This window comes from Rhizobium sp. ZW T2_16 (assembly GCF_044987325.1).
Lineage (GTDB): Bacteria > Pseudomonadota > Alphaproteobacteria > Rhizobiales > Rhizobiaceae > Neorhizobium > Neorhizobium cellulosilyticum.
Genome location: NZ_JBJDRG010000001.1, coordinates 827,587 through 851,824 on the forward strand (window position 1 = coordinate 827,587; position 24,238 = coordinate 851,824).

The following is a 24,238-nucleotide window of genomic DNA, read 5'->3' on the forward strand; positions in this document are numbered from 1 at the left end:
AGATCGACGCCGGAGGGAAAAGCTTTAACCAGAGTTAACAGAAACTTACTCAGTTTTATCGGCCTGAGCGCCGGACCCGGCGAGAATATCCCCGCGAGCGGCAAAGCCGCCCGCGGACAGCAGCCTTCAATTGCCGTAACCGACGACGCTCTTGATCTCGAGGAAGTCGTGAATGCCCCAGTCGGCATATTCGCGCCCGTTGCCGGACTGCTTGTAGCCGCCGAAGGAAGAAAACAGATCCCAATCGGGATAATTCAGATAAACCGACCCGGCCCTCAAGTACGGCGCGATCTTCCTCGCATGTTCCGGCTCGCCCTGCACATAGGCGGCAAGACCATAGGGCGTATCGTTGGCGATCTCGATTGCCTCTTCCTCGCCGTCATAAGGCAGGATCGACAGAACCGGACCGAAAATCTCTTCCCGCGCGATCGTCATGTTATTGTTGACGTTACCGAACACGGTCGGGCGAATATAATAGCCGCGGTTCAGGTTCTCCGGTCGCCCCGGACCGCCGGTGACCAGCGTAGCGCCTTCCGAAATACCTGCCTCGATCAGACGCTGAATCTTGTCGAACTGCACCTTGCTGACAACCGGACCAAGATCAGTTCCCTCAGCTTGAGGATCGCCGGTGACCAGCTTCTCGGCAGCCTCTCGTGCAACGTTGAGCGCCTCTTCATGCCAGGCACGCGGCACCAGCATGCGCGTCGGCGCATCGCAGGACTGGCCGGAATTGCCGAAACAACCGGAGACCCCATCGGCCACGGCCTGTTTGAGATCAGCATCAGGCAGAATGATGTTTGCGGACTTGCCGCCAAGTTCCTGCGCCACGCGCTTGACAGTGTCGGCGGCCGTCTTCGCCACAATGATGCCGGCACGCGTCGAGCCGGTGAAGGACACCATGTCGACATCCGGATGGCCCGCCATCACCTGCCCCACATCCGGGCCGGTACCATTGACCATGTTGAACACGCCCTTCGGCACCCCCGCCGCCTCCATCACCTCGGCGAAGATAACGCCGGAGATCGGTGCGATCTCGGAGGGTTTGAGCACCATCGTGCAGCCGGTGGCAATCGCCGGACCGACCTTGCAGGTAATCTGGTTGAGCGGCCAGTTCCATGGCGTAATCAGCGCCACGACGCCGATAGGTTCCTTGACGATACGCGTCGTACCGCGATCCTCGGTGAACTTGTAGGTTTCGAGCGCAGTGATCGTTGCACTCAGATGGCCATGGCCGGCTGCGACTTGGGAATTGCGAGCGAACGCAATCGGCGCGCCCATCTCGCGGCTGACTGCCTGGGCGATATCCTCGGCACGTTTTTCATATTCCCAGAGAATTCGTTTCAAGAGCGTAAGCCGCTCGCTCTGCGTCCATCTCGAAAATACCGGAAACGCAGCTTTGGCAGCAGCGACAGCCTTGTCGACATCGGCCTTGGAGCCGAGTGCGATCTGCGTGAAGGGCTCTTCCGTCGAGGGATCGATGACATCGAGTGCGACGGGGACCACCGGCTCCACCCATTCGCCATTGATGAAGAATTTCAGGTGATTGCTCATGCCGTCCTCCGGGCTTGCGCGCTATGAAGAAGGCACTATCGGCCAACACCATGCGCTTCCGCAAGCCCGGAGAGCAGACTTTGAAATATCAGGCCTGTCCGCCATAGGGAGCGAGGAATGCCTTGATCGCCTCGATCTCGTTCGGCCGGATCTCATGGCCGCCTGCGTGCCATTCGAACGTCACAGCATCGCCCTGCCGCTTGAAATATTCGCCGAGCTCAAGTGTTGCGGGCACCGGGCAGATCGGATCACGCTCGCCAGCCGTAATCAGAACATGCGCCTTTTCTGCCACTTTGCGCTCGGCCGGCTGGAACGGGATCAGCGGATGCATCAGCACACCGGCTTCGATAAGGCCGGGTTTCTCGATCATAATGTTGGCGAGGATGTTCGCGCCGTTGGAGAAGCCGAGGCCAAGCACGGTTGAGGACTCGTAACGCTCGCGATTGGCGGTAATGAAGTCGCCCATCCGCTCCGTGGCACGCGCCAGGTCGTCGCAGTCATAGACACCTTCAGCCTTGCGCCGGAAAAAGCGCGCAGCACCATGTTCGGAAACGTCGCCGCGCGGCGAGACCACAGTAGCGCCAGGCAGAAGGCGGCTACCGAAATCGAAGAACTGGTTTTCGTCGCCGCCCGTACCGTGAAAGACGAACAGGATCGGCGATCCGGGCGCACCGGGGCGCACCCGATGCAGATAGCTGTCGTAACCCATTGAAATCTCCTGAATGACGGTGGCAGGACGCAAACGCCCTGCCCTGAAATAATCTTAGGCAATCGGTTCCAGATGTTCTTCGAGCGCCTTGCGCAGATGCTCGTGCTGGGTCGGCAGCTTCAGAGCTTCGCCGAGATGCGCGGTGTCTTCATCGCGGTCGAAGCCCGGCTCGTTGGTGGCGATCTCGAACAGCACGCCACCCGGCGTGCGGAAGTAGATCGCCCAGAAATAATCCCGGTCGATTACCGGGGTGACCTGATAACCGGTATCCATCAGAGCCTTGCGGACTTCGAGCTGCTTTTCGCGGTTGTCGACGGCAAAGGCGATGTGATGCACCGAACCGGCCCCGAGACGCGCGCTCGAAATATTCGGCATCGTCTCGACGTCGATGAAGTCGGCACCATTGCCGCCCGGAACGCCGAAGCGGGTAACGCCATCCCTGGCATCGACCTGCTCATAGCCCATGAACTTCAGAAGCTCGGCCGTTGAGCCATCATCACGAAGACGCATCGAGGCGGAGTGGAACCCACGGATTGCCTCCTCTGCACCGACACCATTGCCGATCCAGGGCGCACGATTGTCATCCCTGACTTCGACAAGCGCAAAACCGTCGCCATCGGGGCCGGCAAAATGCAGTCGCTTCTCACCGAAAGCATCATCGGCCTTCAACCCATCGGCACCAGCCTTGGTCAGCCGATCGGTCCAGTAACCGAGAGAACCTTCAGGCACGGAAAACACGGTCGTACCCACTTCGCCGGTGCCGGGACGTCCCTGTGCGATATGCGGGAAGGGAAAGTAAGTCATCACCGAACCCGGTGTGCCGACTTCGTCCCCGTAGTAGAGATGATAGACATCCGGCGCGTCGAAATTGACGGTCTTCTTGACCCGGCGCAGGCCGAGCGTGTCGGTGAAGAATTTATTGTTGGTGGAGGCACTCGCGGCCATCGACGTGACGTGGTGCAGGCCCCTGATCTGGGTAATCATATCAAACCCCTTGTTCCTGTGGAGCCGCCTCGCGGCCCGCTGTTCATGGGGTGATATTTGGTCGATCAGACGCAGATTGGATAGATAAACACATCCGAACGGATTGTTCGCTTATCGTTGACGAAGAATGCGTACCGTTCACTGATCAGACGGTTTCTGGCAATTGCCAATCGACAGGATCCTTACCGATCGACTGCAGATACTCGTTGGTCTTGGAAAACGGGCGCGAGCCGAGAAAGCCGTTATGGGCAGAAAGCGGCGATGGATGCGCGGATTTCAACACCAGATGCCGCTCCTGATCGACGAAGGACGCTTTCTTCTGCGCGTAGGAACCCCAGAGAATGAAGACGATCCCGTCGCATTCGTCGTTCACCGTGCGAATGACGGCATCGGTGAATTTTTCCCAGCCCTGGCCCTGATGGGCGGCCGCCTTGCCTTCCTCCACGGTAAGTACGCTGTTCAGGAGAAGCACGCCCTGTTCGGCCCAGCTTTCGAGGAAGCCATGTTTTGCCGGCGGAATGCCGAGATCGGCCTGCATTTCCTTGTAGATATTGACGAGCGAAGGCGGCGTCTTCACCCCCGGCTGCACCGAAAAGCACAAACCATGCGCCTGGCCAAACCCGTGATACGGGTCCTGACCGAGAATGACCACCTTCACCTCATCGAGCGGGGTAAGGTCTAGCGCGCGAAAATACTCGGAACCCTTTGGGAAGATTCGTTTTCCCGCCTGTTTTTCGGAGACGAGAAAACGTTTGAGATCAGCCATGTACGGGTCTGCGAACTCGCCCTCCAGAGCGAATTTCCAGCTCTCTTCCAGCTTGATCTCACCTTCAGCCATGCCATTCACCCTTTACTGGAAACGTCCGCCACGCTGGATGACTTCCGTCTTGTAGCCATCCGGATCTGTTACGAAGAAGAAGCGCGCAAACGGCTTGCCCTCATGCGGCATCTCGACGAGCTTGCCGACGGTGAGGCTCAGATCAGTGAAGCGCGTATATTCGGCCTCGATATCCTCGACCGTCACGGCCAGATGGCCGTAACCGTTTCCGAGATCATAGGCTTGCTCGCGCCCTGCATTGACGGTCAGCTCCAGCTCGAACCCGGTTTCCGGGTTCGAGAGATAGATCAGCGTGAAGCCGTCGAAGGGCACGCGGCTGGCGACTTTCAGACCAAAGGCCTTGTCATAGAAATCGACTGACCGCGTCTCTTCTAGAACACGGATCATCGAATGGACCATCTTGGCCATGGCTATGTTTTCCTTAACTCATCACGTGGTTCGAGCGCTTATGCCAGTCCCAGGCTGATTTGATAATGTCGTTGAGCGTATATTGCGGCTCCCAGCCCAGGACTTCGCGCGCCTTGTCGTTATTGGCTACGAGCGAGGTGGAATCGCCCTCGCGACGGCCGACATACTCCACCGGGAACGGCTTGCCGGAAACGTCCGAAATTGCCGCAAGCAGCTCTTTCACTGTCGTGCCGGTGCCGGTGCCCAAGTTGAGCTCAACCATGTCGCCACCAGCCAGCAGATAGTCGACGGCGCGCACATGCGCATCGGCGAGGTCGAGAACATGGATATAGTCGCGCACACAGGTGCCATCGCGCGTGTCGTAATCGTCGCCGAACACCTTAAAGCCCTGACGACGGCCGAGGGCTGCTTCGATGGCGAGCGGGATCGCATGGGTTTCCGGCGTATGCCACTCACCGATCCGGCCCTCGAAATCAGCGCCTGCGGCATTGAAATATCGCAGCATGACCGATTTCAGGTCCATATACTGGCCGTAATCCTTCAACGCCTGCTCGATAATGTACTTCGTGCGGCCATAGGGGTTGATCGGCGCTTGGCCATGGCTCTCGTCCATCGGCACCTGAACCGGCAGACCATAGGTCGCGCAGGTGGAGGAGAAGACGAAGGCCTTCACACCGGCCTGAATCGCAGCCGACATCAGCGTCAGCGCGCCGACCACGTTGTTGTCGTAGAAACCGACCGGGTTCTTGACCGATTCCCCTACTTCGATGAGAGCCGCGAAATGCAGAACCGCTTCGGGCTTGTGTTTTGCAAACACTTCATCCAGTCGCGCATGGTCACGGATATCGCCCTGTTCGAGCTCGCCCCAGCGGACGAATTCCGCGTGTCCATTCGAGAGATTGTCGAAAACGACGGGCTCGTAACCTCTTTCAGCCAGTACCAGACACGTATGGGAGCCGATATAACCGGCACCGCCCACCACAAGCACTTTCTTCTTCGACATCATGTCCTCAAAGGTTGTTGAAGCCGGCGGCAATATAGCTCCCCGGGATCAAATGGGAAGGGCGCATGCTGCACATGCACAGCAGCTAAAAATTGCGGTGCGATCTTGTCGGGCCGAGTTGACCTCTTTACATGAGGACGCGGCAAGCAAACTTGTCTATCCTGTTCAGGTTTTCGCCATAGGCCCTTCATGCGTTACGTCTTTCTTTGTCTCGGCTGGTTCTTTGTGGCACTCGGCGTGGTCGGTGCATTTCTGCCCGTTTTGCCGACGACGCCTTTTCTGTTGCTGGCCGTCGCCTGTTTCGCGCGCTCCTCGCCGAAGCTTGAGGCCTGGCTGATGAACCACAACACATTCGGCCCGCCGCTGAAAAACTGGCGTGAGCGCGGCGCGATTTCACGGCGCGCGAAAATCACGGCGATCTCGCTCATGGCTCTGAGTTATGCCGGTTTCTGGTTTGGCTCCCACCCTTCGGCATGGCTGGCCATACTCGTCGCAGCCCTTATGATCGGCCCCGCGTTTTTTATGATCACAAGGCCGAGCGCCTAAAATCACCGGTTCCGCGACTGCGGCAGAACATAGGGAATATGCGCCGCAGGCACGCGACCGACGGCACCCGCAATGCCATAGACCGAAGCAATGATGTCGTCGCTCACTGTCTCATGGCAGGCGCCTTCCGCGACCACGCGGCCGTGATGCAGCACCACCAGATGATCGGCAAATTCCGCCGCTAGATTGAGATCGTGCAGGATGGCAAGCACCATGCCGCCGGCTGACGCAAAATCCCGAGCAGTCTCGAGCACCGAAATCTGATGGCCGAGATCGAGGCTTGCCGTCGGCTCGTCGAGAAACAGCGCTCGCGGCACGCCATCGACGACGGCCTGCGGCACCTGTGCGAGCGCGCGGGCAAACTGCACCCGCTGTTGCTCGCCGCCCGACATTGACGGATAAGGACGGCTCTCGAAGCCTCTCAGCCCCACGCGCGACAGGGCCTTGCGCGCTTCTTCGCCGGGATTGAGTGCGCCATGCGCAACCGCGCCCATGCGCGCAATCTCCAGTGCCGTAAACGGAAAAGCAAGCTGCGTCGCCTGTGGCAGCACTGCACGGCGTCTGGCAAGATCGGCCGGCTGGCAGAGATCGACGCTCGTCCCATAATACGAGACAAGACCGCTATCCGGCTGCATCTCGCCCGACAATACCTTCATCAACGTCGATTTGCCGGCTCCGTTCGGGCCGATGACGACGGTAAACTGGCCGGGCTTCAGCTCGATCGAGATGTCGTCGATCAGCTTGCGACCTGAACGGCTGACGGTGACCTTATCGGCAATGATCATGGCAGATCCCGCGCGCCGATACCATTCTTGCCGATCAGCAGGAACAGGAAGACAGGTGCGCCGAACAGTGCGGTAATGACACCGATCGGCAGTTCAGCAGGTGCTGCGACGGTGCGCGCAACACTGTCCGCGATCAGGAGCAATGCTCCTCCCCCCAATGCTGATCCCGGCAAAAGGAAACGATGGGACGGCCCCATCGCAAGCCTGAGCAGATGCGGCACAACGATGCCCACAAATCCGATAGATCCGGCTACGGCCACGGTAGAGCCACAGGCGGCAGCCACGGCCACAATAACAATTTTCTTCAACCGCTGAACCGGAATGCCCATGTGAAAGGCCGCCGCATCGCCGAGAATCAACGCATCGAGACCTTTGGCGACGAAAGGAATGATCCCCATGACGAAAACAATGAAAGGCAGGATCGAAAGCACGCGGCCGTAGGTAGCGCCACCTAGAGAGCCAAGGCTCCAGAAGGTAATATCGCGCAGCTGCCGGTCATCTGCCATGACGATCAGAAGCCCCATGAAAGCTCCTGCAAGCGCGCCAATCGCGATACCGCAGAGAATAAGCGCGGTGGTCGATGTACGTCCGTCGCGCGTGGCGATCGCGTAAAGAGCCCACGTGACCAGCAGTCCGCCGAAAAATGCCATCAGTGGCAAAAACTGATTGCCAAGCACTACGGCTATAGGTGCGAGCACGCCGCCTCCGAGCACGATGGCGCAGACGGCGGCAAGTCCCGCTCCCGACGTTACCCCGACAATGCCAGGATCGGCGAGCGGATTTCGAAACAGGCCCTGCATCATCGCGCCGGAAACCGCGAGCCCCGCACCAATCAGCAACCCGAGCGCCGTGCGCGGCAGGCGCACCGCTTCGAGGATCACCCGTTCCTGTGTTGTCAGGCTGTCACCATTGCCGGCGAGATAGGAGAAAAGATCTCGCAAACCCACACCTGTTGGCCCGACATGCAGCGAGAGCAGGCAGGAAAAGACGAGCAGGACAGCCAGCAGAAAGAGCACCAGCACGCCCTGAGACGTCCGGTCTCCCTCACCCGTCCGGCGAAAGGGCATGGCGAGCGCCTTCATCAGTTGATTACGCCCGGATAGATTTTGGCTGCCAGTGCCCGCGCAGCTTCCGGTGTGCGAGGACCGAAGCCCAGCAGCATCAGACCATCCATCGAAACCAGCCCCTTGTTTGCCGCAGCCGGCGTCGTCTGCATCGAGGGAAGAGCGAACATCTGTTCCGGCGTAATCGAATGATCGCCACGCGACATCGACAGAATTACATCCGGTGCTGCAGCAATCACCGCCTCATCGGAAAGCGGCTTGTAACCGTTGATCGTCGGCGCGGCATTGACGCCGCCTGCCATCTCGATGATCGCACCCGCTTCGGTGTCGGCGCCGCCAGCCATCAGGCGGCCATTCGAAATAGACAGAACGAAGAGAACCTTCTTCTTGCCGCCGCTGATCTTGGCCACATCGGCTGCAACCGCCTTCAAGCCATCCTCGGTTTTCGCCGCCAGCACCTCCGCCTTGTCGGACAATCCGACGGCCGCACCGACGTCACGGATCTTTTGACCGATCTTGTCCGCCTTCGGAGGTGTCGGGATCACGACCATCGGTACCTCGCTGGCCTTCAGGATCTCCAGCACCGGCGGCGGGCCGGAGCCTTCTTCCATCAGGATCAGGTCTGGTTTCTGCCCCAGAATACCCTCCGCCGAAAGCTGGCGCATATAGCCGACATCTGGCTTGGAATTGGCGTCAGCCGGATAAAAGCTGGTCGAGTCGCGCGCCACGATACGGTCCTGAGCACCGAGGTCATAAAGGATTTCGGTGATCGTTCCGCCGACCGAGACGATGCGTTTTGCTTCGGGATTGCCCTTGTCGGCAGCAAGAACGCCGCCCGCGCTTATCATCGATCCCAGCAGAAAGATTGCAATAAGACGCCCGAATTTGGAACAGGAAACCATTGTGATCCACCCCTTGGCGTTGCCGCACATCTAATGAAAGCAGGATTGGGCAGCGCTGCAAATTTCAATAACTTGAGTTGACTACGCAAGTTTTTTTGGCTTTTCAAGGGGAGGGCCGGCAGATATCTTGACTGGCAAATGAAACTTAAGTGAGGGAAGTTTTCATGTATATCGCAATGAACCGTTTTCGCGTCGTTCCGGGCTTCGAAGAAGCATTCGAAGCGATCTGGCGTGACCGTCAGGGCCGCCTTGCGGAACTGCCAGGTTATATCGAATTCCACATGCTGAAAGGCCCCAAGGCCGAAGACCATTCGCTTTACGCGTCCCACACGGTCTGGGAAACATTCGAGCATTTCAAGGCCTGGACGACTTCCGAACAATTCCGCGCAGCCCATGCCAATGCCGGCAACAACCGCGGCAAGGTGGAATATCTCTCCGGCCCGCATTTCGAGGGTTTCGAAGTCATCATCCACGAAGACAAGAACGGCTTACGCGCCGCCGACGCGGCCTGAGGATCATCGATGAACGCCGTATCCGAAATCACAGCTGACCGTCGCGAACGGGCTCTGGCTGCACTCGCCGAAAAGCCCGACGGCATCGTCGAGTCGATCGCTGCCGCTGCAGACGTTACCCCCGCCGAGATTCTTGAAATTCTGCCCGAGGGTTCGGCCGTCATTGCGCCGAAAGAGAGCTTTCTCGACATCTGGAACGAGCTGACCACCTGGGGCATCGTCCTCTTCCTCGTCCACACCGAGGATGTTGTGGCCGAAATCGATGGCGAATTGCCGGTCGGTTCGGAAGGCCATGGCTGGTTCAACATTCATGGCGACAGCCCGATCGGCGGTCACATCAAGAAGGACAACTGCGCCTCGATCATTTTTGTCGATCGCGCCTTCCACGGCCGGCGCTCCTGTTCCATTTGGTTCATGAATGCCAAGGGCGCACCAATGTTCAAGGTCTTCGTCAAGCGCGACGAGGCACGCGAACTGCTCCCCGAACAGCTGGCAAAATTCGACGCATTGCGCGCCAGCTACGCCTGATCGACAAAAAGGAAAAGGCGGGTGCCTGCTGAAGCACCCGCCTTTCCGGGAAGTCCGGGTTCGGACCGGAAATATGCAATTCAGCGATGCGCGACGTGTTCGGGTTTGCTCTTATGCTTGGTCGAAGCAAACTCCTCCAGCTGCTTCTCGCTCATCGATTTTTCCATTTCTTTCGAAGCGCCCTTGAGATCGCTTTTCTTTGCATCGCCGCGCTTGGCCGCAAGGGCTGCGCCCGCTGCCTTCTGCTGTGCCTTCGATTTCGCCGGCATGTTTCTCCTCCTTGGGATTATCTCCATTTCCAACACGCCGACTGCGATTTTCGTTCCAATCGACAAGCGCGGAACCTCTGCATTCGCCAAGGGTTTCTCAGAGAGCCTGCGGCACACCTGTAGTTGGCACACTCAACGGGAAGGAAACGACCATGAACACTGCAAATCCGAATAAGCCTATTGCAACGGACATCGAACGCGAGCAGCTCGACACCACCAATCCCGAAGCGCTGAAAGAGGCTGCACGCCTCGGCAACAGGGACGCCTACCTTGTCGAAACAGATCTGGAGGATGCGGATCAACGCGAAGACGGCGACCAGCCAGATGGTCGCCCAAGCCCCATGGCAAATGCCGACAACCCTGAGGCCGACTGACGAGCTAAACGGAACCTCCGTCGCTTCTCGGGTGTTGCTAGTCACCTGGGAGAATTGGAGACACGCCATGGACGCCGACACGATACCGACGAAAAAGCCGGAGCCGACGACCGAAAACAATATTACGGCAAGTGAACGCGAGCGCGGCAGCCATCCCCTGCATCTGATGCAGGGGATGGAGGTGAAAGCTGCGCCCACGCTTGCTGACCCGGACGCAGAATCCTTTGTTTCTGAAGCGCTGGAGGATCTGGTCGCCTGCCACATACCATTCCTTCTGGCGGGAACATTTGCGATCAGCGCCTATACCGGCATTACCCGCCCCACCAAGGACCTGGATATCTTTTGCAAGGCAGGTGACTACGCCCGCATCCTCGCCCACTTCAAGGAGAAGGGTTACGAGATCGAAGTGGAGGACGACCGGTGGCTTGGCAAGATCAAGAAGGGCCGGCATTTCTGCGATGTCATCTTCGCCGCTTCCAACGGCACGATGCCGATCAGCGACAGCTGGTTCGAAAACGCCCGCCAGATCGAAATGAACGGCCACAAGGTGCGCATCATTGCCCCGACCGAGCTGATCTGGTCGAAATGTTTCGTGCAGCTTCGCCATCGTTACGACGGCGGCGACGTGGTCCACATGATCCTGCGCGCTCATGACCAGATCGATTGGGAAAAGCTGCTCAACTACATGGAAGTGCATTGGGAGGTTCTACTCATCCACCTCCTCAACTTCCGCTGGATCTACCCGACCGAGCGCGACAAGGTGCCTGACTGGTTGCTCGATGAACTGCTCGACCGTCTGAAGGCCCAGCGCGAACTGCCCCTGCCCCAGATGAAAATTTGCCGCGGTCGCATGTTCAGCCGCGTCGATTTCGAGATCGACGTCAAGGAATGGGGTTTTGCCGATGTCGGTGGCGAAGGTGATCTGCGCGAAGGCGTTGACGAGGAAACCAGAAAAGGAGGCCCGGCATGAGCAAGGCGCCCGATAACCAGGACACCACCGCCCGGAAAAAGGCCAACGTCAAGCAGCGCGTCGCGGCAATGGGAGATCTTCATGTCAAGGAACATGGCTCTCCTTCATACAAGGAGCTTTTTGCGGAAATTTCGCAGGAGGCCGACATTCTCGTGCTGACCGGTGATCTGACCGATCTCGGCAAGCCGAAAGAGGCGGAGTTGCTTGCGGCTGACCTTCGCTCCTGCTCCATTCCGATGGTCGCCGTTTTGGGCAATCACGATTATGAATGCGGCCATGTGGATGAGGTGAAAGCCATCATCAAGGATGCCGGCGTGCATCTTCTCGAAGGCTCCGCGATCGAGATCAACGGCGTCGGTTTCGCCGGTGTCAAAGGTTTTGCCGGCGGTTTCGGCCGTTACATGCTCGGCTCCTTCGGCGAACCGGCGATCAAGGCGATGGTGGCGGAAAGCGTCGAGGAAACGATGCGGCTGGAAAACGCGCTGCGCCAGGTGAAGTCCGAACGTGCCTTGGTGGTGCTGCATTATGCGCCCATCCAGCAGACAGTCGAAGGCGAGCCGCCTGAAATCTTCCCCTTCCTCGGCTCTTCCCGCCTAGCCGAGACAATCGATCGCTTCCCGGTAACAGCCGTCGTTCACGGCCACGCCCATCGTGGCACCTACGAGGGCAAAACTCCCGGCGGTGCGCCGGTCTATAACGTCGCCTCCCACATAGAGAAGCCAACCGGTAAGGCGTATGCGCTGCTCGAGTTGTGAATGATTGATGCCGCACCCGCGATCCGGATCGGCGGCAGCCTCTCATCCGCCTGCCGGCACCCTCTCCCCGTTATGACGGGGATAAAGGCACAGCTGCAGCTCTCCGTCCTCGCCAAAACCGAGTATGACACGTTCCCTCTCCCCGCATGCGGGGGAGAGGGTTAGGGTAAGGGGCAGCCGCCACCTGTAATCTCCAGACTACACCGAAAATCGCGCCCCCCTTACGCCATCCATGGAACTGTAAGCCTCTTCACCCGTTTGCCGGTCTCGTTCACCAGCGAAGGACCGGATCGTATGACGGACTTACATTCCGCCGAAGAGTTTCGAGTTTTTCCAAAGACTTGGGGAGCGGAATATGTCGCTCTCGGCGAAGTGCGTTTCCGGCTGTGGGCACCCGGCCAGAAGGCGGTGAGCCTGCGCCTTGACGGTGAAGACACCGAAATGAGCGCGAGCCGTGACGGCTGGTTCGAGATTCTCGCGACCGGTGTCTCTGCCGGCTCCGAATATAACTTCGTTCTCGCAGACGGCACCGTGGTTCCCGATCCCGCCTCCCGCGCCCAGAAGGATGACGTCAACGGCCCGTCGCTGGTCATCGACCCAACCAATTACGATTGGCAGGATACCGAGTGGACGGGCCGCCCCTGGGAAGAAACCGTCGTCTACGAACTGCATTTCGGCACGTTCACGCCGGAGGGCACATTCCACGCTGCGATCGACAAACTGCCTTATCTGGCCGATCTCGGCATCACGATGATCGAGGTCATGCCCCTCTCCCAGTTTGGGGGCAAACACGGTTGGGGTTACGATGGCGTCCTGCTTTACGCACCCCATTCGGCCTATGGCCCGCCGGAAGACTTCAAGGCCTTCGTTGATGCCGCCCACCGGCATGGCATTTCCGTTGTGCTCGATATCGTGCTCAACCACTTCGGCCCAGAAGGTAACTATCTCCCCCTTCTGGCACCCGACTTCTTCCACAAGGATCGCATGACACCCTGGGGCGCCGGCATCGCCTATGATGTCGATGCCGCCCGCCGCTATATCGCGGAGGCACCGCTCTACTGGCTGGAAGAGTATCATCTCGATGGCCTTCGCTTCGATGCAGTCGACCAGATCGAGGATCCGTCCGACAAATATGTCCTGATCGAGATCGCCGAGCGCATCCGCGCTGAGATTACCGACCGCCCCATCCACCTGACAACCGAAGACTGCCGCAACGTCACCTTCCTGCATCCACGCGACGAGGACGGTTCGGCACCGCTTTTCACCGGGGAATGGAACGACGATTTTCACAACGCCGTGCATGTCTTCGCCACCGGCGAGACCCATGCCTATTACGGGGATTTCGCCGAGAGCCCGGAAACGCTTGTCGCCCGTTGCCTGGCGGAAGGCTTTGCCTATCAGGGCGAGGTCTCGCCGCAATCGGGCAAAAAGCGCGGCGTCGACAGCACCAGTCAGCCGCCTGTAACCTTCGTCGATTTCATCCAGAACCACGACCAGACCGGCAACCGCGCGCAAGGCGAACGCCTGATCTCGCTTGCCGGCGACACGCGCACGAAAATTCTGCTCGCCAATCTTCTACTGTCGCCGCATATCCCGCTGATCTTCATGGGAGAGGAATATGGCGAGACCAACCCATTCCTATTCTTCACCGATTTTCACGGCGATCTGGCAAAGGCCGTTCGCGAAGGACGGGCAAGAGAATTCGAAGGCCATGCGGGTCACGGCGAAAAGGTGCCGGACCCGAACGCGAAAAAGACATTCGAAAGGTCAAAACTCGACTGGGAGAAACTTGGATCACCCAAAGGCCGGGAATGGTTCGAGTTCACCAGGGAACTGCTGAAACTTCGGCAGGAGATCATCGTCCCGTTGCTGGCAACCGCGAAAGGCGGCACCGGCAAGGTGATCGAGACCGGTACCGGATATCTAGCCGTCTCCTGGGATTACCCCAAGGGCAGGCTCGCGATCGCGCTCAACATCGGTGATGCAGCAAGACCGCTCCCCGAAATGCCAGGCAGACCGATCTATGCTTTTCCGAAGAAGGATCATCCGGAGCGCCTTAGCGAACTTTCCCACAATTCCATCATCGTCAGTTTCGAAAAAGCATGAGCCGCCGCATGATCCCGACCGCGACCTACCGCATCCAGTTCCGCAATGGCATGACCTTCGATCGCGCCGCAGCGCTCGTGCCTTATCTCAAGCGCCTGGGCATAAGTCATCTCTATGCCTCGCCGATCTTCACCGCCACGACCGGATCAACCCACGGTTATGACGTGACGGACGCCAACGAGATCGATCCGGCGATCGGCGGGCGCGAAGGTTTCGACCGCATGGTGGCGGCTCTGAAGCAGGAAGGCCTCGGCCTGATCCTCGACATTGTGCCGAACCATATGGCGGCGTCGCTGGAAAATCCCTGGTGGCGCGACGTCATCGAAAATGGAGAACAGAGCCGCTACGCCCGTCATTTCGATATCGACTGGTCACGCCGCCTCACCCTGCCCTTCCTTGGTGACACGTTCGAAGCGGTGCTTGAGGCAGGTGAAATCGCACTCAAACCTGACCCGAAGACGGGCAGACCGGCCCTCGCCTATTTCGAGACTTTCTACCCCCTGAGCCCGGAAACCTGCGCCGGCAGCGAAAAGGGAGTGCTGCAGATTGCAGACAAAGGCGTCATTGCCGATCTCCATCACCGGCAGCCCTATCGGCTGATGTCCTGGCGGGATGCATCACGCGATCTTTCCTATCGTCGATTTTTTGAGATCACCGGGCTCGCAGGTATCCGCGTCGAGGATGACGATGTCTTCGACGACACGCATCGCCTGATCCTTCAGCTGGTTCGCTCAGGCGCCGTCGATGGCCTGCGCGTCGACCATATCGATGGACTTGCCGATCCCAAAGCCTATCTCGAACGCCTTCGACAGGAAGCCGGGCAGGACTGTTACATCACGGTCGAAAAGATCCTTGGCGAAGGAGAGGATCTTGCGCCCGACTGGCCTGTCTCCGGCACGACAGGATACGAGTTCATTGCGACCCTAAGCGACGCCCTTGTGGACGGCGAACGGTTAACCCAGCTTCATGCGGCTTATGCGGCATTGACCGGGGCGTCTCCGGACATGGCAGATGAGCTGCGCGCAGCCAAATTGCTGATGGTTGACAACAACTTCGCGGGCGAAGTTGCAACCCTCGTGAAGCTTGCTGAATCAATACTTGAAGAACGGCCGGAGGCAGCCGCTATTTCATCGGAGGCGCTCAGGGCCGGGCTCAGGGAACTGCTGGTGGCCTTCCCCGTGTATCGCACCTACGGCACCGCCGATGGCATGCCCCCCGAAGGCCGTCAGATGCTGGAAAAGGTCGCAACCGATATCCGGCGCAGCAAGACGACAGCAGATCTTTCCGCCCTTCCGTTCCTGGCAAAGATCCTGAACAGCGACCTCGCGCCCCAGCTTTCACACAAGGCCTCGACATTCCGCACCCGCTTCCAGCAATTGACCGGGCCGTTGATGGCGAAGTCAGTGGAAGATACGCTCTTCTTCCGACACCACGCTTTGATTGCTCTCAATGAGGTCGGTGCTGAACCTCTGCCGCGAGAGTTTTCGCTGGACCGTTTCCACGAACAGATGATCGAGCGGCAGAAGCGCCAGCCGGATGCGCTTTCAGGCACCTCCACCCACGATACCAAGCGGGGCGAAGACGCTCGCGCACGGCTTTATGCATTGAGTGAAGCGCCGAAGATCTGGGCTGACGCAGTCGAACGTTGGCGGCGGGCCAACAGTGCTTCCGTAACCCATCTTGACGACTGGCCAGCTCCGGAGCCCGCCGTGGAATGGATGCTGTATCAGGCATTGGCTGGCGTCTGGCCAGCCGACCTGGCGCCGGATGACGCCATGGGCCTTGCCAAACTGGAGGAACGTTTTCAGGCATATGCCGAAAAGGCAATCCGCGAGGCAAAGCTGCGAACCAATTGGGCGGATGGCAAAACGCATTACGAGGCAGCCGTTAAGAACTACATCCATGCGATGCTCTCACCCGAAAACGACGTCTTCCTCGTGGACTTCGCCTCCACTCTCCGCCCATTTTTCCGCGCTGGCAGCGTCAACTCAATTTCCCAGACAATCATCAAGCTGACGGCTCCCGGCGTGCCTGATGTCTATCAGGGCAGCGAGACCTGCGACCTGTCGCTGGTTGATCCTGACAACCGGCGCGAACCGGATTTCGAAAGCCTGTCGGAACAGTTTTCGGAAGCTGGAGAGCTAGATACATCCGCCGAAGAGGGATGGTTGAGCGGTCACTTCAAACAGCAGATTATCGGCAAGATATTGAGGCTCCGCCGCACCCTACCCGATCTCTTCCGTAACGGCGAGTATATCCCGCTGGAAGTGAACGGCGTACGCGCGAAGAACATTGTCGCTTTCGCGCGGCATAATGATCGCAATGCCTTGCTGGTTGTGACACCACGCCATGTTCTTGAGGCATTGCAGGATCTGGCATCATCCCGCTCCGCCCACTGGGCCGCGACGCGTGTCGTATTACCGCCACCGCTTGCAGGACGGCGCTACCGGGATATTTTTTCGGGCCGTATCTTTGATTTTTCCGGTGATGCTTCGGTCAACTGGGCATTTTCCGATCATCCTTTCGCAGTTCTGCTGGCAGAATGAGACCCTGGAGATCTCACAAGAAGAAACCGCCGGACTTTTCAGCCCAGCGGTTTTCTGTCTCGCTAAATCTTTGTGTCGGGCTTAACGAAGCCCGAAAAACGAAAGAATTGCGAGGACGATGACGACGGCTCCAACGAGCCAGACAATGCTGTTCATGATGTTCTCCTGATAGGTTTGAAACCGTAAAGCGACATGCTCCCGGTCACGCAAAACCGACAAGATTGAGAACCGCGATGACGATCACGACTGCTCCGACCAACCAAATGATACTGTTCATGACGTTCTCCTTTTGATGTCGCAAAAGTGAACGGTCGCAACCCCAAAAGGTTCCCGCATCGACACGCTGTCGGGCGTCATTTTCAGACGAACGCAAATGGCGGAAAAGTTATGGCCCATCCCGCCTCAAGCCCGAATTTCGATCGAGCTTTCCGTGCTCTGCCTTGTCAAAATATTGGTTGGACAGCAGCCAGCCTTTGAGCGGTCTGAGCGGCAGGATGCAGGTCAAAAGCAGAAACGGAAGCGAGGTGAAGAAATGCATCCAAAACGGCGGCTGGTAGATAGCCTCGATCAGGACCGCCAGCGCCACGCTCGGCACGCAGGCAAAACATACCACGAAAAAAGCTGGTCCATCGGCAGGGTCGGCAAACCCGTAGTCCAGACCGCAGACCTCGCAACTCGGCTTCATCGAAAGGAAGCCCTCGAATAAATGGCCCTGCCCGCAGCGCGGGCAGCGACCACGTAACCCTGTATTAGACGGCGAAAGTGTCGGCCAGTGCGCTTCATGTCCCATGGATCCGGCTTCCTCTCGAAATTCATCTGAAGAATGCCTAGCGCTGAACATTAGCAATCATCAAGGTAGCAAGATGTAGCGCGTCAATCTGCCCATCTCAAAAGATGCACTCATCAAAAATGCAACCCTGATTGGGGGTTAATCCCAGATTCGCTCGCGCTTTACGTACCGGTCAACGATCTTCAGGCTGCGATCAGGCTGGATCATATAGGTTTCATGCACCTCGCGACCCACCTGGTTGGTGAATTCATGCGAGAACGTGCTGCCGACAGGCGATTTGGTAAGCCTCGTGCGCGGCTGGCCGCCATAGGTGATGCTGCCGGGTATCGGAGAAAGGCCAGGCCCGCTGTTGAAGCTGTAGCCGACAGTGGTGGCCGAGGCCGAGCAGCCCGCAAGAGCGAGCGCCAGGATGGATAAGACAAGAGCCGGTTTCATGGCGTCATCCTTGAACGGAAGGATCGGCAAAGCGATCCCTCTCTTTGACTATGACGATGGAAATAGGGCTCTGCGGATAATTCCGCTACCCTTGCCGGAGATATCGGCTACATCTTTGAGCAAGCCATTCAAACAAAGCCAGCCCATTTAAGGAAGCATTCGTGAGAAGACCTGTTTCCGGCATGTCCGTTGCCGAATTGTCGATGTTGATTCACTCGGGCGTCATGAGTCCCGTGGAAATCGCCGAGGCCGTTTTCGATGCCATCGATCGCCACGCCGACAAATCCGTTTTCATATCGCTCTTGAAAGACCGCGCGATGGAAGAAGCAGCGGCCGCTGCCAAGCGTGTCGCAGACGGCCGTTCACTCGGCTTGCTCGACGGCATCCCGATCGCCTGGAAGGATCTGTTCGACATCGAGGGACTGTCAACGACGGCAGGGTCGACCGTGCTGTCGACCAATGCGCCGGCGACGAAGGATGCCGCTGTGGTCGAACTCGTGCGGCAGTCCGGTATGGTCGCGATCGGCCGAACCAACATGAGCGAATTCGCCTTTTCCGGCATCGGCATCAACCCGCATTACGGCACGCCGCATAACCCGAAAAGCACCGATGTCCCGCGCGTCTCCGGCGGCTCGTCCTCCGGTTCCGCGGTTGCGGTTGCGGCAGGCCTCGTTCCGGTCGCAATCGGCACCGATACCGGCGGCTCTATCCGCATCCCTGCCGCCTTCAACGGCATCGTCGGTTACAAGGCAAGCCGCGGCCGTTATTCGATGGATGGCGTATTCCCGCTGGCAAAGAGCCTCGATTGCCTCGGCCCGCTCTGCCGCACTGTCCAGGATGCCATCTGGGTCGATGCCGCCATGCGTGGCGCTACCCGGCCGGAGATCACCCGCGCCACGGACGCAAGGCTTGATATCGTCGTGCCGGAAAACGGCGTATTCGACGGCGCCGAACCGGGCGTCATTGACGCTTTCGAAACCGCCCTTGCCCGCCTCGAAAAAGCCGGTGCCCGTATCGAACGCATTCGTATCCCGGCATTCGATGCGATCAGCGATCTCGTCAAGGCCCGCGGCGCGCTCGTCACGGCGGAAGCCTTTGCCCTGCACCGCGAACGGCTGACGGGCGCCATTGCCGATCAGATCGACCCGCGCGTCGTTGCCCGCATCAAACTCGGTCAGAAAACGAGTATGGCGGATTATATCGACATACTCGATATCCGCCGCCAACTGACCGTGGAAACAGAACAACTGCTTGCCGGGCGCCTGGTGGCCTTCCCCTCAGTCGCCCATGTAGCACCGGCCATCGATCCGCTGCTCGCCGAGGACGACCTCTTCTTTGCCGCCAATGGCAAGACATTGCGCAATACCGGCTTTGGCAATTTCCTCGACTGGTGCGGCGTTTCCATTCCCTGCGGCGCCGGCGATGCAGGAATGCCGGTCGGCTTGCTTCTCTCGGGCGTTGCCGGAGATGACGAAAAGCTGCTCACCGCAGCGCTTCGATACGAGGATGTGATCCGGGGATAATAGGCTTGGAGGGGTAAAGCCCCTCCAGCACATGCCTTACGCCATATCTCCGACCGCCTTCGCAGTCACGAAGACATCATACCGGGTGCTTTTCCCGATGATCTGATGGCTGGGCTTGCGAATGCCCGGCATCGGATCGGCGCGCAGGGGCCATTTCAGAACCACCCTTTTTTGTGCGCTCTCCAGCGCGACCTTCATCAGCTCCAGAGAGTCCGGGTCGTCACCGACGATCTCCCGGATCAAACGCATCTCCTTCTTCACCAAAGCCGTCTTGTCGCGCGGCGGATGCATCGGGTCGATGAGGATGATCTGCGGCTTCAATTGCGCAAGCAGAGTGCTGGAATCGCCATGGATCAGCGTCATACGGGCAACTGTCTCCGCATGACGCCCGCCTTCCGCTTGCGCTCGTTCCAGTCCCTCTGCAAGAAGAGCATGCATCGTCTCGGAACGCTCGATCAGCGTCACATGTGCACCAAGCGATGCCAGGAGAAACGCATCGCGGCCGAGACCCGCGGTCGCATCCACGACGTCCGGCGCCGTGTTGCCTGAAAATCCGACAGCCTTCGCCAATCCCTGCTTGCGCCCCTCATTGGAGCGGAACCGGTGACCTACCGCCCCACCGACAAAATCGACAACCAGATCGGATTTTTCGAATTTCTGCACGATTAAACGATCTCAGAACGGGGTTGGCGCCGTGAAAGTCACATCCGAGCCATCGGGCTTGCGGAAGCTCAGCTCTTCGGCATGGAGCATCAGACGGTCGGCAGCAGCCAGCGCCTCGCCCTCCGCGTAAAACTCGTCGCCGAGAATAACATGGCCGAGTGCCTTCATATGCACCCGCAACTGATGGGTCCGCCCGGTCATCGGAAACAAGCGAAGCCGCGTCCTGTTCTCGCCATGCCCGATAACCTGCCATCGCGTCAGCGCAGGCTTGCCGTTTTCGTGATCGACCCGGTGACGCGGCTTGTTGTCAGGGTCGATCGCAAGCGGCAGATCGATTACGCCCTCCTCGCCCTCGACCCTGCCCCAGACTTCCGCGACATAGGACTTTTTCGTCTCCCGCGCCTCAAACTGCGCTGCGACGAACGCATGCGCCTTGCGGTTCAGCGACATCAGCACGATGCCGGACGTATCCTTGTCGAGCCGATGGACGATCAGTGCCTTGGGAAACTCCTTCTGCACCCGTGTCAAAAGACTATCGCTGAGCGCCGGATGGCGGCCGGGAACGGAAAGAAGACCGCTCGGCTTGTCGCAGACCAGAAAATCCCGGTCACGGTGCAGGATGGTCAGATAGGGATCGAGCGGCGGATGATAGATCGGAGAGACATCGGAAAGCGCAGTCATCACGATGGAGCCATCCGGGAAATGCGAGCCGTAAAATCAAAAACTTACAGCTTGGAGAAAATTGGTAGCGGGGGGCGGAATTGAACCGCCGACCTCAGGGTTATGAATCCTGCGCTCTCACCAACTGAGCTACCCAGCCACACCAACGAAGCTGCTTTTAAAGCATCCGCTCCGAGGAATGAGCGGCTTATAAAGGCAGGCCGCGAACCTTGTCAAGCATATGACAGGAGAAAAACAAAGGAGTTTCAAACCTCCGTTTTCATCCAGTTCCCCGCCCTTGAGAAGTAGGGAACTCTTGGAGATCAGGCCGCAACCGGCTGTGCAAGAAGTTGCTTCAGCGAAGCTTCCGCCTCTTCCGCACGCTCCGAGCGTTCGATGAAACCACCGCCATAAACCCGCGCATCGGCACCGGGTGCCGAATAAAGAACGCAGGCCTGGCCCGGTGCAACACCCGCTTCGCCGATCGATAGATCGACATAGACACCGCGCTCATCCACATGCAGCGTGGCCGGTGTCGGCGGGCGGGTGGAACGAACCTTGGCGAAACACGCGAAGCCTTCGCGCGCATCGCTTTCGAGTGACGAATCGCCGAGCCAGTTCATATCGCGCAGATAGACGCGATGCGTATCGAGCGCTTCCTTCGGTCCGACGATGACACGACGCGAACGGGCATCGAGATAGACGACATAAAGCGGCTCGCCTGTGGCGACGCCCAAGCCCTTGCGCTGACCGATCGTGTAGTGAACGATCCCCTCGTGGCGACCGAGCACACGCCCGTCCATGTGCACGATATCGCCGGCAAGCGCCGCGTTCGGCTTAACCTTGTTGATGATGTCGGCATATTTGCCGGCAGGCACGAAGCAAATGTCCTGGCTGTCGGCCTTCTTGGCAACGACGAGTCCCATCTCTTCAGCAAGCTCGCGCACCTGTGCCTTCGACATGCCGCCGAGCGGAAACCGCAGGTAGTCGATCTGCTCCTGGGTCGTCGCAAACAGGAACCAGCTCTGGTCGCGGTCGCTGTCGATCGGGCGATAGAGCGCACGGCGGTTCGGGTTATCGGCAGTCGGATTGGCGGCCGAGCGGATATAGTGGCCGGTCGCCAGCGCATCGGCACCGAGTTCCTGAGCGGTTGCCAGAAGATCGGCAAACTTGACAGTCTGGTTGCAGGCAACGCAGGGAACCGGCGTCTCGCCCATCGCATAGGCTTCGGCGAACGGATTGATCACCGTCTCACGGAACCGCTTTTCGTAATCCAGCACGTAATGAGGAATGCCGAGCGTTTCGCAGACGCGGCGCGCATCGTCGATATCCTGACCGGCGCAGCACGAACCGGCGCGGTGAACCGCAGCCCCATGATCGTAAAGCTGCAGCGTGATGCCTAAAACATCATAGCCCTGTTGTTTCAAAAGCCCGGCCACGACAGAGGAATCCACGCCACCCGACATGGCGACGACCACGCGCGTATCTTCCGGCTTCTTGTCAAAATCCAGCGTATTCACGGGACAACTCTCGCTGCAATATCTTATGCGCCGCATCTATCAGCGGCACGTTGCGCCCGAGGCGGGATCGGCCGCCTGCCGGGCAATGTCGACCGGATATAGAAACTATTCTTTCCGCATGCAAGCACCAGCAAATCAGGACTGTAATGCGGCCTGATGTGCAGCATGCACGGGGGCAACGCCATTGCCGTCCAGCGGCCGGTCGGTCCGCACCTTCGGCAGTGCCTGCGGATATTCCCGTTGGATGAACTCGATAAGCTTTTCGCGCACCTCGCAGCGGATATCGAAGACCTTTGGCGCACTGCTGGCAGAGGCAAGAATACGGACTTCCATGACGTTTTCCCGAAAATCCGTCACCTGAACCGCCACGACCTTCCTGTCCCAGAGTTTAGAGGCAGCCGTGATCTCCTCTACCTTTGAACGGACAACAGAAACCGGGATCGTGTAATCGAGATAGATCATCACGGTCCCAATCAGCGCCGAGCTTTCACGCGTCCAGTTCTGGAAAGGGTTCTCGATGAAATAGGAGAGCGGCAGGATCATCCGCCGCCAGTCCCACAGCTTGACCACGACATAGGTCGAGGTGATCTCCTCGACATTGCCCCACTCGCCTTCGACGATCAGCGCATCGTCGATACGGATCGGCTGGGTAATCGCAAGCTGGATGCCGGCAAAGATGTTCTTCAACATCGGCTGCAGCGCGAGACCGAGAACGATACCGGCGACACCGGCCGACGCCAGCACGCTGACACCATATTGTTGCACCGCCGGGAAGGTCATCAGCATGGCGGCGATCGTCAGCACGATGATCATAGCCCCTGCAATACGCTCCGCGATACGTGACTGCGTCACGTGGGTGCGTGCAAGCAGATTGTCTTCCGCATCCAGTTTGAAACGGCGCAGATAAACGGTCATCCAGATATGCAATGCCGCCTTTGCCGACCAGCCGACAACGAGGATGAAGGCGATCAGAAGGAGATGCCGGATAATCTCGGCAGGGCGCGCGGCAAGTGGCGCGACCGTGGCAGCAAAGGATAGCGTGGCCGTGAGGATGGCAAGCCTGAGCGGCCGAGTTCCCCTGGACACAAGAGAACGCCAGAACAGATCCTTATTCTCGACCAGGCGTGTTAGAATCCGGAATGCCAGCCGATGCATGGCAAGGCCGATCGCGATGGCGGCAGCCAGCACACCGAGGCTCACCATCCAGTTCGGCAGCCAATCTGTATATTGGCGAAACTCTGCGATAAACTGGTTCATCGGAGTTCAGTTAGGGTGCAGCGCAACATAGAAAAGTGCGGCCGCAAAAATATCATCTTTCTCCGACTTCATGCCGCAATTGGGGTGAGGAGCGTTTCATGAACGAACAATTTGTTCCTTTCGATCTGACTCGCTTCGTCGAGGCGCAGGCATCCATCTATAATCAGGTGATCGCGGAGCTGCGCGACGGACAGAAGCGCAGCCATTGGATGTGGTATATATTCCCGCAAATCAGCGGCTTGGGCGTATCTGCCACATCGCAGCGCTTCGCCATACGCTCGCGGGCGGAAGCCATCGCCTATCTCGAACATCCCCTGCTCGGCTGGCGGCTCGGCGAATGTACGGCAGCCATGCTCGGGCATGAAGGGCGCAGCGCAGGTGATATCCTCGGCGCGACGGATGATATGAAATTCAGAAGTTCGATGACGCTCTTTCATCTGGTCAGCGAAAAGGGCTCGCCTTACGAGCGAGCCCTTCATATCTTTTACCAGGGTGAGCACGACGGCAGGACCGCCGAACTCCTCAAACTTTAGGCGCCGC

General features: G+C 58.7%; 26 protein-coding genes and 1 tRNA gene. 10 read left to right on the forward strand and 17 right to left on the reverse strand.

Annotated elements, in window-relative coordinates:
• Positions 1–126: 126 nt before the first annotated feature.
• From ACI3K0_RS04050 to galE, 6 genes are all read right to left on the reverse strand, one after another.
• The gene (locus ACI3K0_RS04050; RefSeq protein WP_404944955.1) at positions 127–1,551 is read right to left on the reverse strand and encodes an aldehyde dehydrogenase family protein; all 1,425 of its coding nucleotides are present in this window, start codon (positions 1,549–1,551) and stop codon (positions 127–129) included.
• Between the two features lie 88 nt (positions 1,552–1,639).
• Positions 1,640–2,260 (reverse strand): alpha/beta hydrolase, encoded by a 621-nt coding sequence (locus tag ACI3K0_RS04055; RefSeq protein WP_206822969.1) that lies wholly within the window; start codon positions 2,258–2,260, stop codon positions 1,640–1,642.
• Positions 2,261–2,314: 54 nt separating this feature from the next.
• The gene (locus tag ACI3K0_RS04060) at positions 2,315–3,244 is read right to left on the reverse strand and encodes a ring-cleaving dioxygenase (RefSeq protein WP_206822971.1); all 930 of its coding nucleotides are present in this window, start codon (positions 3,242–3,244) and stop codon (positions 2,315–2,317) included.
• Between the two features lie 145 nt (positions 3,245–3,389).
• Positions 3,390–4,082 carry a uracil-DNA glycosylase gene (gene ung / locus ACI3K0_RS04065; RefSeq protein WP_148145852.1) on the reverse strand — a complete coding sequence of 231 codons (693 nt, stop codon included), beginning with the start codon at positions 4,080–4,082 and terminating at the stop codon, positions 3,390–3,392.
• Between the two features lie 12 nt (positions 4,083–4,094).
• Positions 4,095–4,490: a VOC family protein gene (locus tag ACI3K0_RS04070; RefSeq protein WP_183821164.1), complete on the reverse strand. Its 396-nt coding sequence runs from the start codon at positions 4,488–4,490 to the stop codon at positions 4,095–4,097.
• A 13-nt stretch (positions 4,491–4,503) separates the two neighbouring features.
• Positions 4,504–5,493, reverse strand: a complete 990-nt coding sequence (gene galE / locus ACI3K0_RS04075) for a UDP-glucose 4-epimerase GalE (RefSeq protein WP_148145854.1) — start codon at positions 5,491–5,493, stop codon at positions 4,504–4,506.
• A gap of 189 nt (positions 5,494–5,682) precedes the next feature.
• Here galE and ACI3K0_RS04080 point away from each other — a divergent pair, with 189 nt between their 5' ends.
• Positions 5,683–6,039, forward strand: coding sequence for a YbaN family protein (locus ACI3K0_RS04080; RefSeq protein WP_404944956.1), 357 nt, complete (start codon positions 5,683–5,685; stop codon positions 6,037–6,039).
• 2 nt (positions 6,040–6,041) lie between these two features.
• On the opposite strand, the gene ACI3K0_RS04085 is transcribed toward ACI3K0_RS04080, so the two are convergent.
• From ACI3K0_RS04085 to ACI3K0_RS04095, 3 genes are read right to left on the reverse strand one after another with little or no spacing between them, the layout of a single operon-like run.
• Entirely contained in the window at positions 6,042–6,824 is a 783-nt protein-coding gene (locus tag ACI3K0_RS04085) for a heme ABC transporter ATP-binding protein (protein ID WP_206822978.1), read from the reverse strand.
• On the reverse strand, positions 6,821–7,891 hold the full coding sequence (locus tag ACI3K0_RS04090; RefSeq protein WP_404944957.1) for a FecCD family ABC transporter permease: 1,071 nt from the start codon (positions 7,889–7,891) through the stop codon (positions 6,821–6,823). Before ACI3K0_RS04090 ends, ACI3K0_RS04085 begins: the two co-directional genes overlap by 4 nt.
• Positions 7,892–7,905: 14 nt before the next feature.
• Complete coding sequence (locus ACI3K0_RS04095; protein WP_404945115.1) at positions 7,906–8,736, reverse strand: hemin ABC transporter substrate-binding protein; 831 nt, start codon at positions 8,734–8,736, stop codon at positions 7,906–7,908.
• A gap of 218 nt (positions 8,737–8,954) precedes the next feature.
• Between ACI3K0_RS04095 and ACI3K0_RS04100 the strand changes: the two genes are divergently transcribed.
• Entirely contained in the window at positions 8,955–9,302 is a 348-nt protein-coding gene (locus ACI3K0_RS04100) for an antibiotic biosynthesis monooxygenase family protein (RefSeq protein ID WP_404944958.1), read from the forward strand.
• Between the two features lie 9 nt (positions 9,303–9,311).
• Entirely contained in the window at positions 9,312–9,830 is a 519-nt protein-coding gene (gene hutX / locus ACI3K0_RS04105) for a heme utilization cystosolic carrier protein HutX (RefSeq protein ID WP_404944959.1), read from the forward strand.
• Between the two features lie 80 nt (positions 9,831–9,910).
• Here hutX and ACI3K0_RS04110 read toward each other — a convergent pair whose 3' ends face one another.
• The gene (locus ACI3K0_RS04110) at positions 9,911–10,099 is read right to left on the reverse strand and encodes a DUF3008 family protein (RefSeq protein ID WP_148145861.1); all 189 of its coding nucleotides are present in this window, start codon (positions 10,097–10,099) and stop codon (positions 9,911–9,913) included.
• A 152-nt stretch (positions 10,100–10,251) separates the two neighbouring features.
• On the opposite strand from ACI3K0_RS04110, the gene ACI3K0_RS04115 reads away from it, so the two are divergent.
• The 5 genes from ACI3K0_RS04115 to treY all read left to right on the forward strand — a co-directional run bounded on the left by ACI3K0_RS04115 (position 10,252) and on the right by treY (position 16,850).
• Positions 10,252–10,473 carry a hypothetical protein gene (locus ACI3K0_RS04115; protein ID WP_148145862.1) on the forward strand — a complete coding sequence of 74 codons (222 nt, stop codon included), beginning with the start codon at positions 10,252–10,254 and terminating at the stop codon, positions 10,471–10,473.
• Between the two features lie 175 nt (positions 10,474–10,648).
• Positions 10,649–11,443, forward strand: coding sequence for a nucleotidyltransferase family protein (locus ACI3K0_RS04120; RefSeq protein ID WP_148145950.1), 795 nt, complete (start codon positions 10,649–10,651; stop codon positions 11,441–11,443).
• Positions 11,440–12,198, forward strand: a complete 759-nt coding sequence (locus ACI3K0_RS04125; protein WP_183821159.1) for a metallophosphoesterase — start codon at positions 11,440–11,442, stop codon at positions 12,196–12,198. Before ACI3K0_RS04120 ends, ACI3K0_RS04125 begins: the two co-directional genes overlap by 4 nt.
• Positions 12,199–12,492: 294 nt before the next feature.
• A complete protein-coding gene (gene treZ, locus ACI3K0_RS04130) occupies positions 12,493–14,304 on the forward strand; it encodes a malto-oligosyltrehalose trehalohydrolase (RefSeq protein ID WP_404944960.1) in 1,812 nt (603 codons plus the stop codon).
• Positions 14,301–16,850 (forward strand): malto-oligosyltrehalose synthase, encoded by a 2,550-nt coding sequence (gene treY / locus ACI3K0_RS04135; RefSeq protein ID WP_404944961.1) that lies wholly within the window; start codon positions 14,301–14,303, stop codon positions 16,848–16,850. The genes treZ and treY overlap by 4 nt, the downstream gene beginning before the upstream one ends.
• A 385-nt stretch (positions 16,851–17,235) precedes the next feature.
• On the opposite strand, the gene ACI3K0_RS04140 is transcribed toward treY, so the two are convergent.
• Both ACI3K0_RS04140 and ACI3K0_RS04145 read right to left on the reverse strand, forming a co-directional pair.
• Positions 17,236–17,640, reverse strand: coding sequence for a DUF983 domain-containing protein (locus ACI3K0_RS04140; protein ID WP_404944962.1), 405 nt, complete (start codon positions 17,638–17,640; stop codon positions 17,236–17,238).
• A 138-nt stretch (positions 17,641–17,778) separates the two neighbouring features.
• Positions 17,779–18,075 (reverse strand): hypothetical protein, encoded by a 297-nt coding sequence (locus tag ACI3K0_RS04145; RefSeq protein ID WP_404944963.1) that lies wholly within the window; start codon positions 18,073–18,075, stop codon positions 17,779–17,781.
• A 161-nt stretch (positions 18,076–18,236) separates the two neighbouring features.
• On the opposite strand from ACI3K0_RS04145, the gene ACI3K0_RS04150 reads away from it, so the two are divergent.
• Positions 18,237–19,598: an amidase gene (locus ACI3K0_RS04150; protein WP_404944964.1), complete on the forward strand. Its 1,362-nt coding sequence runs from the start codon at positions 18,237–18,239 to the stop codon at positions 19,596–19,598.
• A 36-nt stretch (positions 19,599–19,634) separates the two neighbouring features.
• Here the strand turns inward: ACI3K0_RS04150 and ACI3K0_RS04155 are convergent, their stop codons facing one another.
• The 5 genes from ACI3K0_RS04155 to ACI3K0_RS04175 form a co-directional block, all read right to left on the reverse strand.
• A complete protein-coding gene (locus ACI3K0_RS04155; protein ID WP_404944965.1) occupies positions 19,635–20,261 on the reverse strand; it encodes a class I SAM-dependent methyltransferase in 627 nt (208 codons plus the stop codon).
• A gap of 12 nt (positions 20,262–20,273) precedes the next feature.
• Positions 20,274–20,942: a pseudouridine synthase gene (locus tag ACI3K0_RS04160; RefSeq protein ID WP_404944966.1), complete on the reverse strand. Its 669-nt coding sequence runs from the start codon at positions 20,940–20,942 to the stop codon at positions 20,274–20,276.
• 62 nt (positions 20,943–21,004) lie between these two features.
• Positions 21,005–21,081, reverse strand: a tRNA-Met gene (locus ACI3K0_RS04165).
• 163 nt (positions 21,082–21,244) lie between these two features.
• The gene (mnmA, locus tag ACI3K0_RS04170; RefSeq protein ID WP_404944967.1) at positions 21,245–22,441 is read right to left on the reverse strand and encodes a tRNA 2-thiouridine(34) synthase MnmA; all 1,197 of its coding nucleotides are present in this window, start codon (positions 22,439–22,441) and stop codon (positions 21,245–21,247) included.
• A 135-nt stretch (positions 22,442–22,576) separates the two neighbouring features.
• Positions 22,577–23,698 (reverse strand): mechanosensitive ion channel family protein, encoded by a 1,122-nt coding sequence (locus tag ACI3K0_RS04175; protein ID WP_404944968.1) that lies wholly within the window; start codon positions 23,696–23,698, stop codon positions 22,577–22,579.
• 98 nt (positions 23,699–23,796) lie between these two features.
• Between ACI3K0_RS04175 and ACI3K0_RS04180 the strand changes: the two genes are divergently transcribed.
• Positions 23,797–24,231, forward strand: a complete 435-nt coding sequence (locus tag ACI3K0_RS04180) for a DUF1810 domain-containing protein (RefSeq protein WP_404944969.1) — start codon at positions 23,797–23,799, stop codon at positions 24,229–24,231.
• Positions 24,232–24,238 lie beyond the last annotated feature (7 nt).

Excerpts from the sequence above, each read along its gene's own strand:
- ACI3K0_RS04050 (WP_404944955.1), bottom strand. The coding sequence starts at position 1,551 with ATGAGCAATCACCTGAAATTCTTCATCAATGGCGAATGGGTGGAGCCG.
- ACI3K0_RS04055 (WP_206822969.1), bottom strand. The coding sequence starts at position 2,260 with ATGGGTTACGACAGCTATCTGCATCGGGTGCGCCCCGGTGCGCCCGGA.
- ACI3K0_RS04060 (WP_206822971.1), bottom strand. The coding sequence starts at position 3,244 with ATGATTACCCAGATCAGGGGCCTGCACCACGTCACGTCGATGGCCGCG.
- ung (WP_148145852.1), bottom strand. The coding sequence starts at position 4,082 with ATGGCTGAAGGTGAGATCAAGCTGGAAGAGAGCTGGAAATTCGCTCTG.
- ACI3K0_RS04070 (WP_183821164.1), bottom strand. The coding sequence starts at position 4,490 with ATGGCCAAGATGGTCCATTCGATGATCCGTGTTCTAGAAGAGACGCGG.
- galE (WP_148145854.1), bottom strand. The coding sequence starts at position 5,493 with ATGTCGAAGAAGAAAGTGCTTGTGGTGGGCGGTGCCGGTTATATCGGC.
- ACI3K0_RS04080 (WP_404944956.1), top strand. The coding sequence starts at position 5,683 with ATGCGTTACGTCTTTCTTTGTCTCGGCTGGTTCTTTGTGGCACTCGGC.
- ACI3K0_RS04085 (WP_206822978.1), bottom strand. The coding sequence starts at position 6,824 with ATGATCATTGCCGATAAGGTCACCGTCAGCCGTTCAGGTCGCAAGCTG.
- ACI3K0_RS04090 (WP_404944957.1), bottom strand. The coding sequence starts at position 7,891 with ATGCCCTTTCGCCGGACGGGTGAGGGAGACCGGACGTCTCAGGGCGTG.
- ACI3K0_RS04095 (WP_404945115.1), bottom strand. The coding sequence starts at position 8,736 with ATGATAAGCGCGGGCGGCGTTCTTGCTGCCGACAAGGGCAATCCCGAA.
- ACI3K0_RS04100 (WP_404944958.1), top strand. The coding sequence starts at position 8,955 with ATGTATATCGCAATGAACCGTTTTCGCGTCGTTCCGGGCTTCGAAGAA.
- hutX (WP_404944959.1), top strand. The coding sequence starts at position 9,312 with ATGAACGCCGTATCCGAAATCACAGCTGACCGTCGCGAACGGGCTCTG.
- ACI3K0_RS04110 (WP_148145861.1), bottom strand. The coding sequence starts at position 10,099 with ATGCCGGCGAAATCGAAGGCACAGCAGAAGGCAGCGGGCGCAGCCCTT.
- ACI3K0_RS04115 (WP_148145862.1), top strand. The coding sequence starts at position 10,252 with ATGAACACTGCAAATCCGAATAAGCCTATTGCAACGGACATCGAACGC.
- ACI3K0_RS04120 (WP_148145950.1), top strand. The coding sequence starts at position 10,649 with ATGGAGGTGAAAGCTGCGCCCACGCTTGCTGACCCGGACGCAGAATCC.
- ACI3K0_RS04125 (WP_183821159.1), top strand. The coding sequence starts at position 11,440 with ATGAGCAAGGCGCCCGATAACCAGGACACCACCGCCCGGAAAAAGGCC.
- treZ (WP_404944960.1), top strand. The coding sequence starts at position 12,493 with ATGACGGACTTACATTCCGCCGAAGAGTTTCGAGTTTTTCCAAAGACT.
- treY (WP_404944961.1), top strand. The coding sequence starts at position 14,301 with ATGAGCCGCCGCATGATCCCGACCGCGACCTACCGCATCCAGTTCCGC.
- ACI3K0_RS04140 (WP_404944962.1), bottom strand. The coding sequence starts at position 17,640 with ATGGGACATGAAGCGCACTGGCCGACACTTTCGCCGTCTAATACAGGG.
- ACI3K0_RS04145 (WP_404944963.1), bottom strand. The coding sequence starts at position 18,075 with ATGAAACCGGCTCTTGTCTTATCCATCCTGGCGCTCGCTCTTGCGGGC.
- ACI3K0_RS04160 (WP_404944966.1), bottom strand. The coding sequence starts at position 20,942 with ATGACTGCGCTTTCCGATGTCTCTCCGATCTATCATCCGCCGCTCGAT.
- ACI3K0_RS04175 (WP_404944968.1), bottom strand. The coding sequence starts at position 23,698 with ATGAACCAGTTTATCGCAGAGTTTCGCCAATATACAGATTGGCTGCCG.
- ACI3K0_RS04180 (WP_404944969.1), top strand. The coding sequence starts at position 23,797 with ATGAACGAACAATTTGTTCCTTTCGATCTGACTCGCTTCGTCGAGGCG.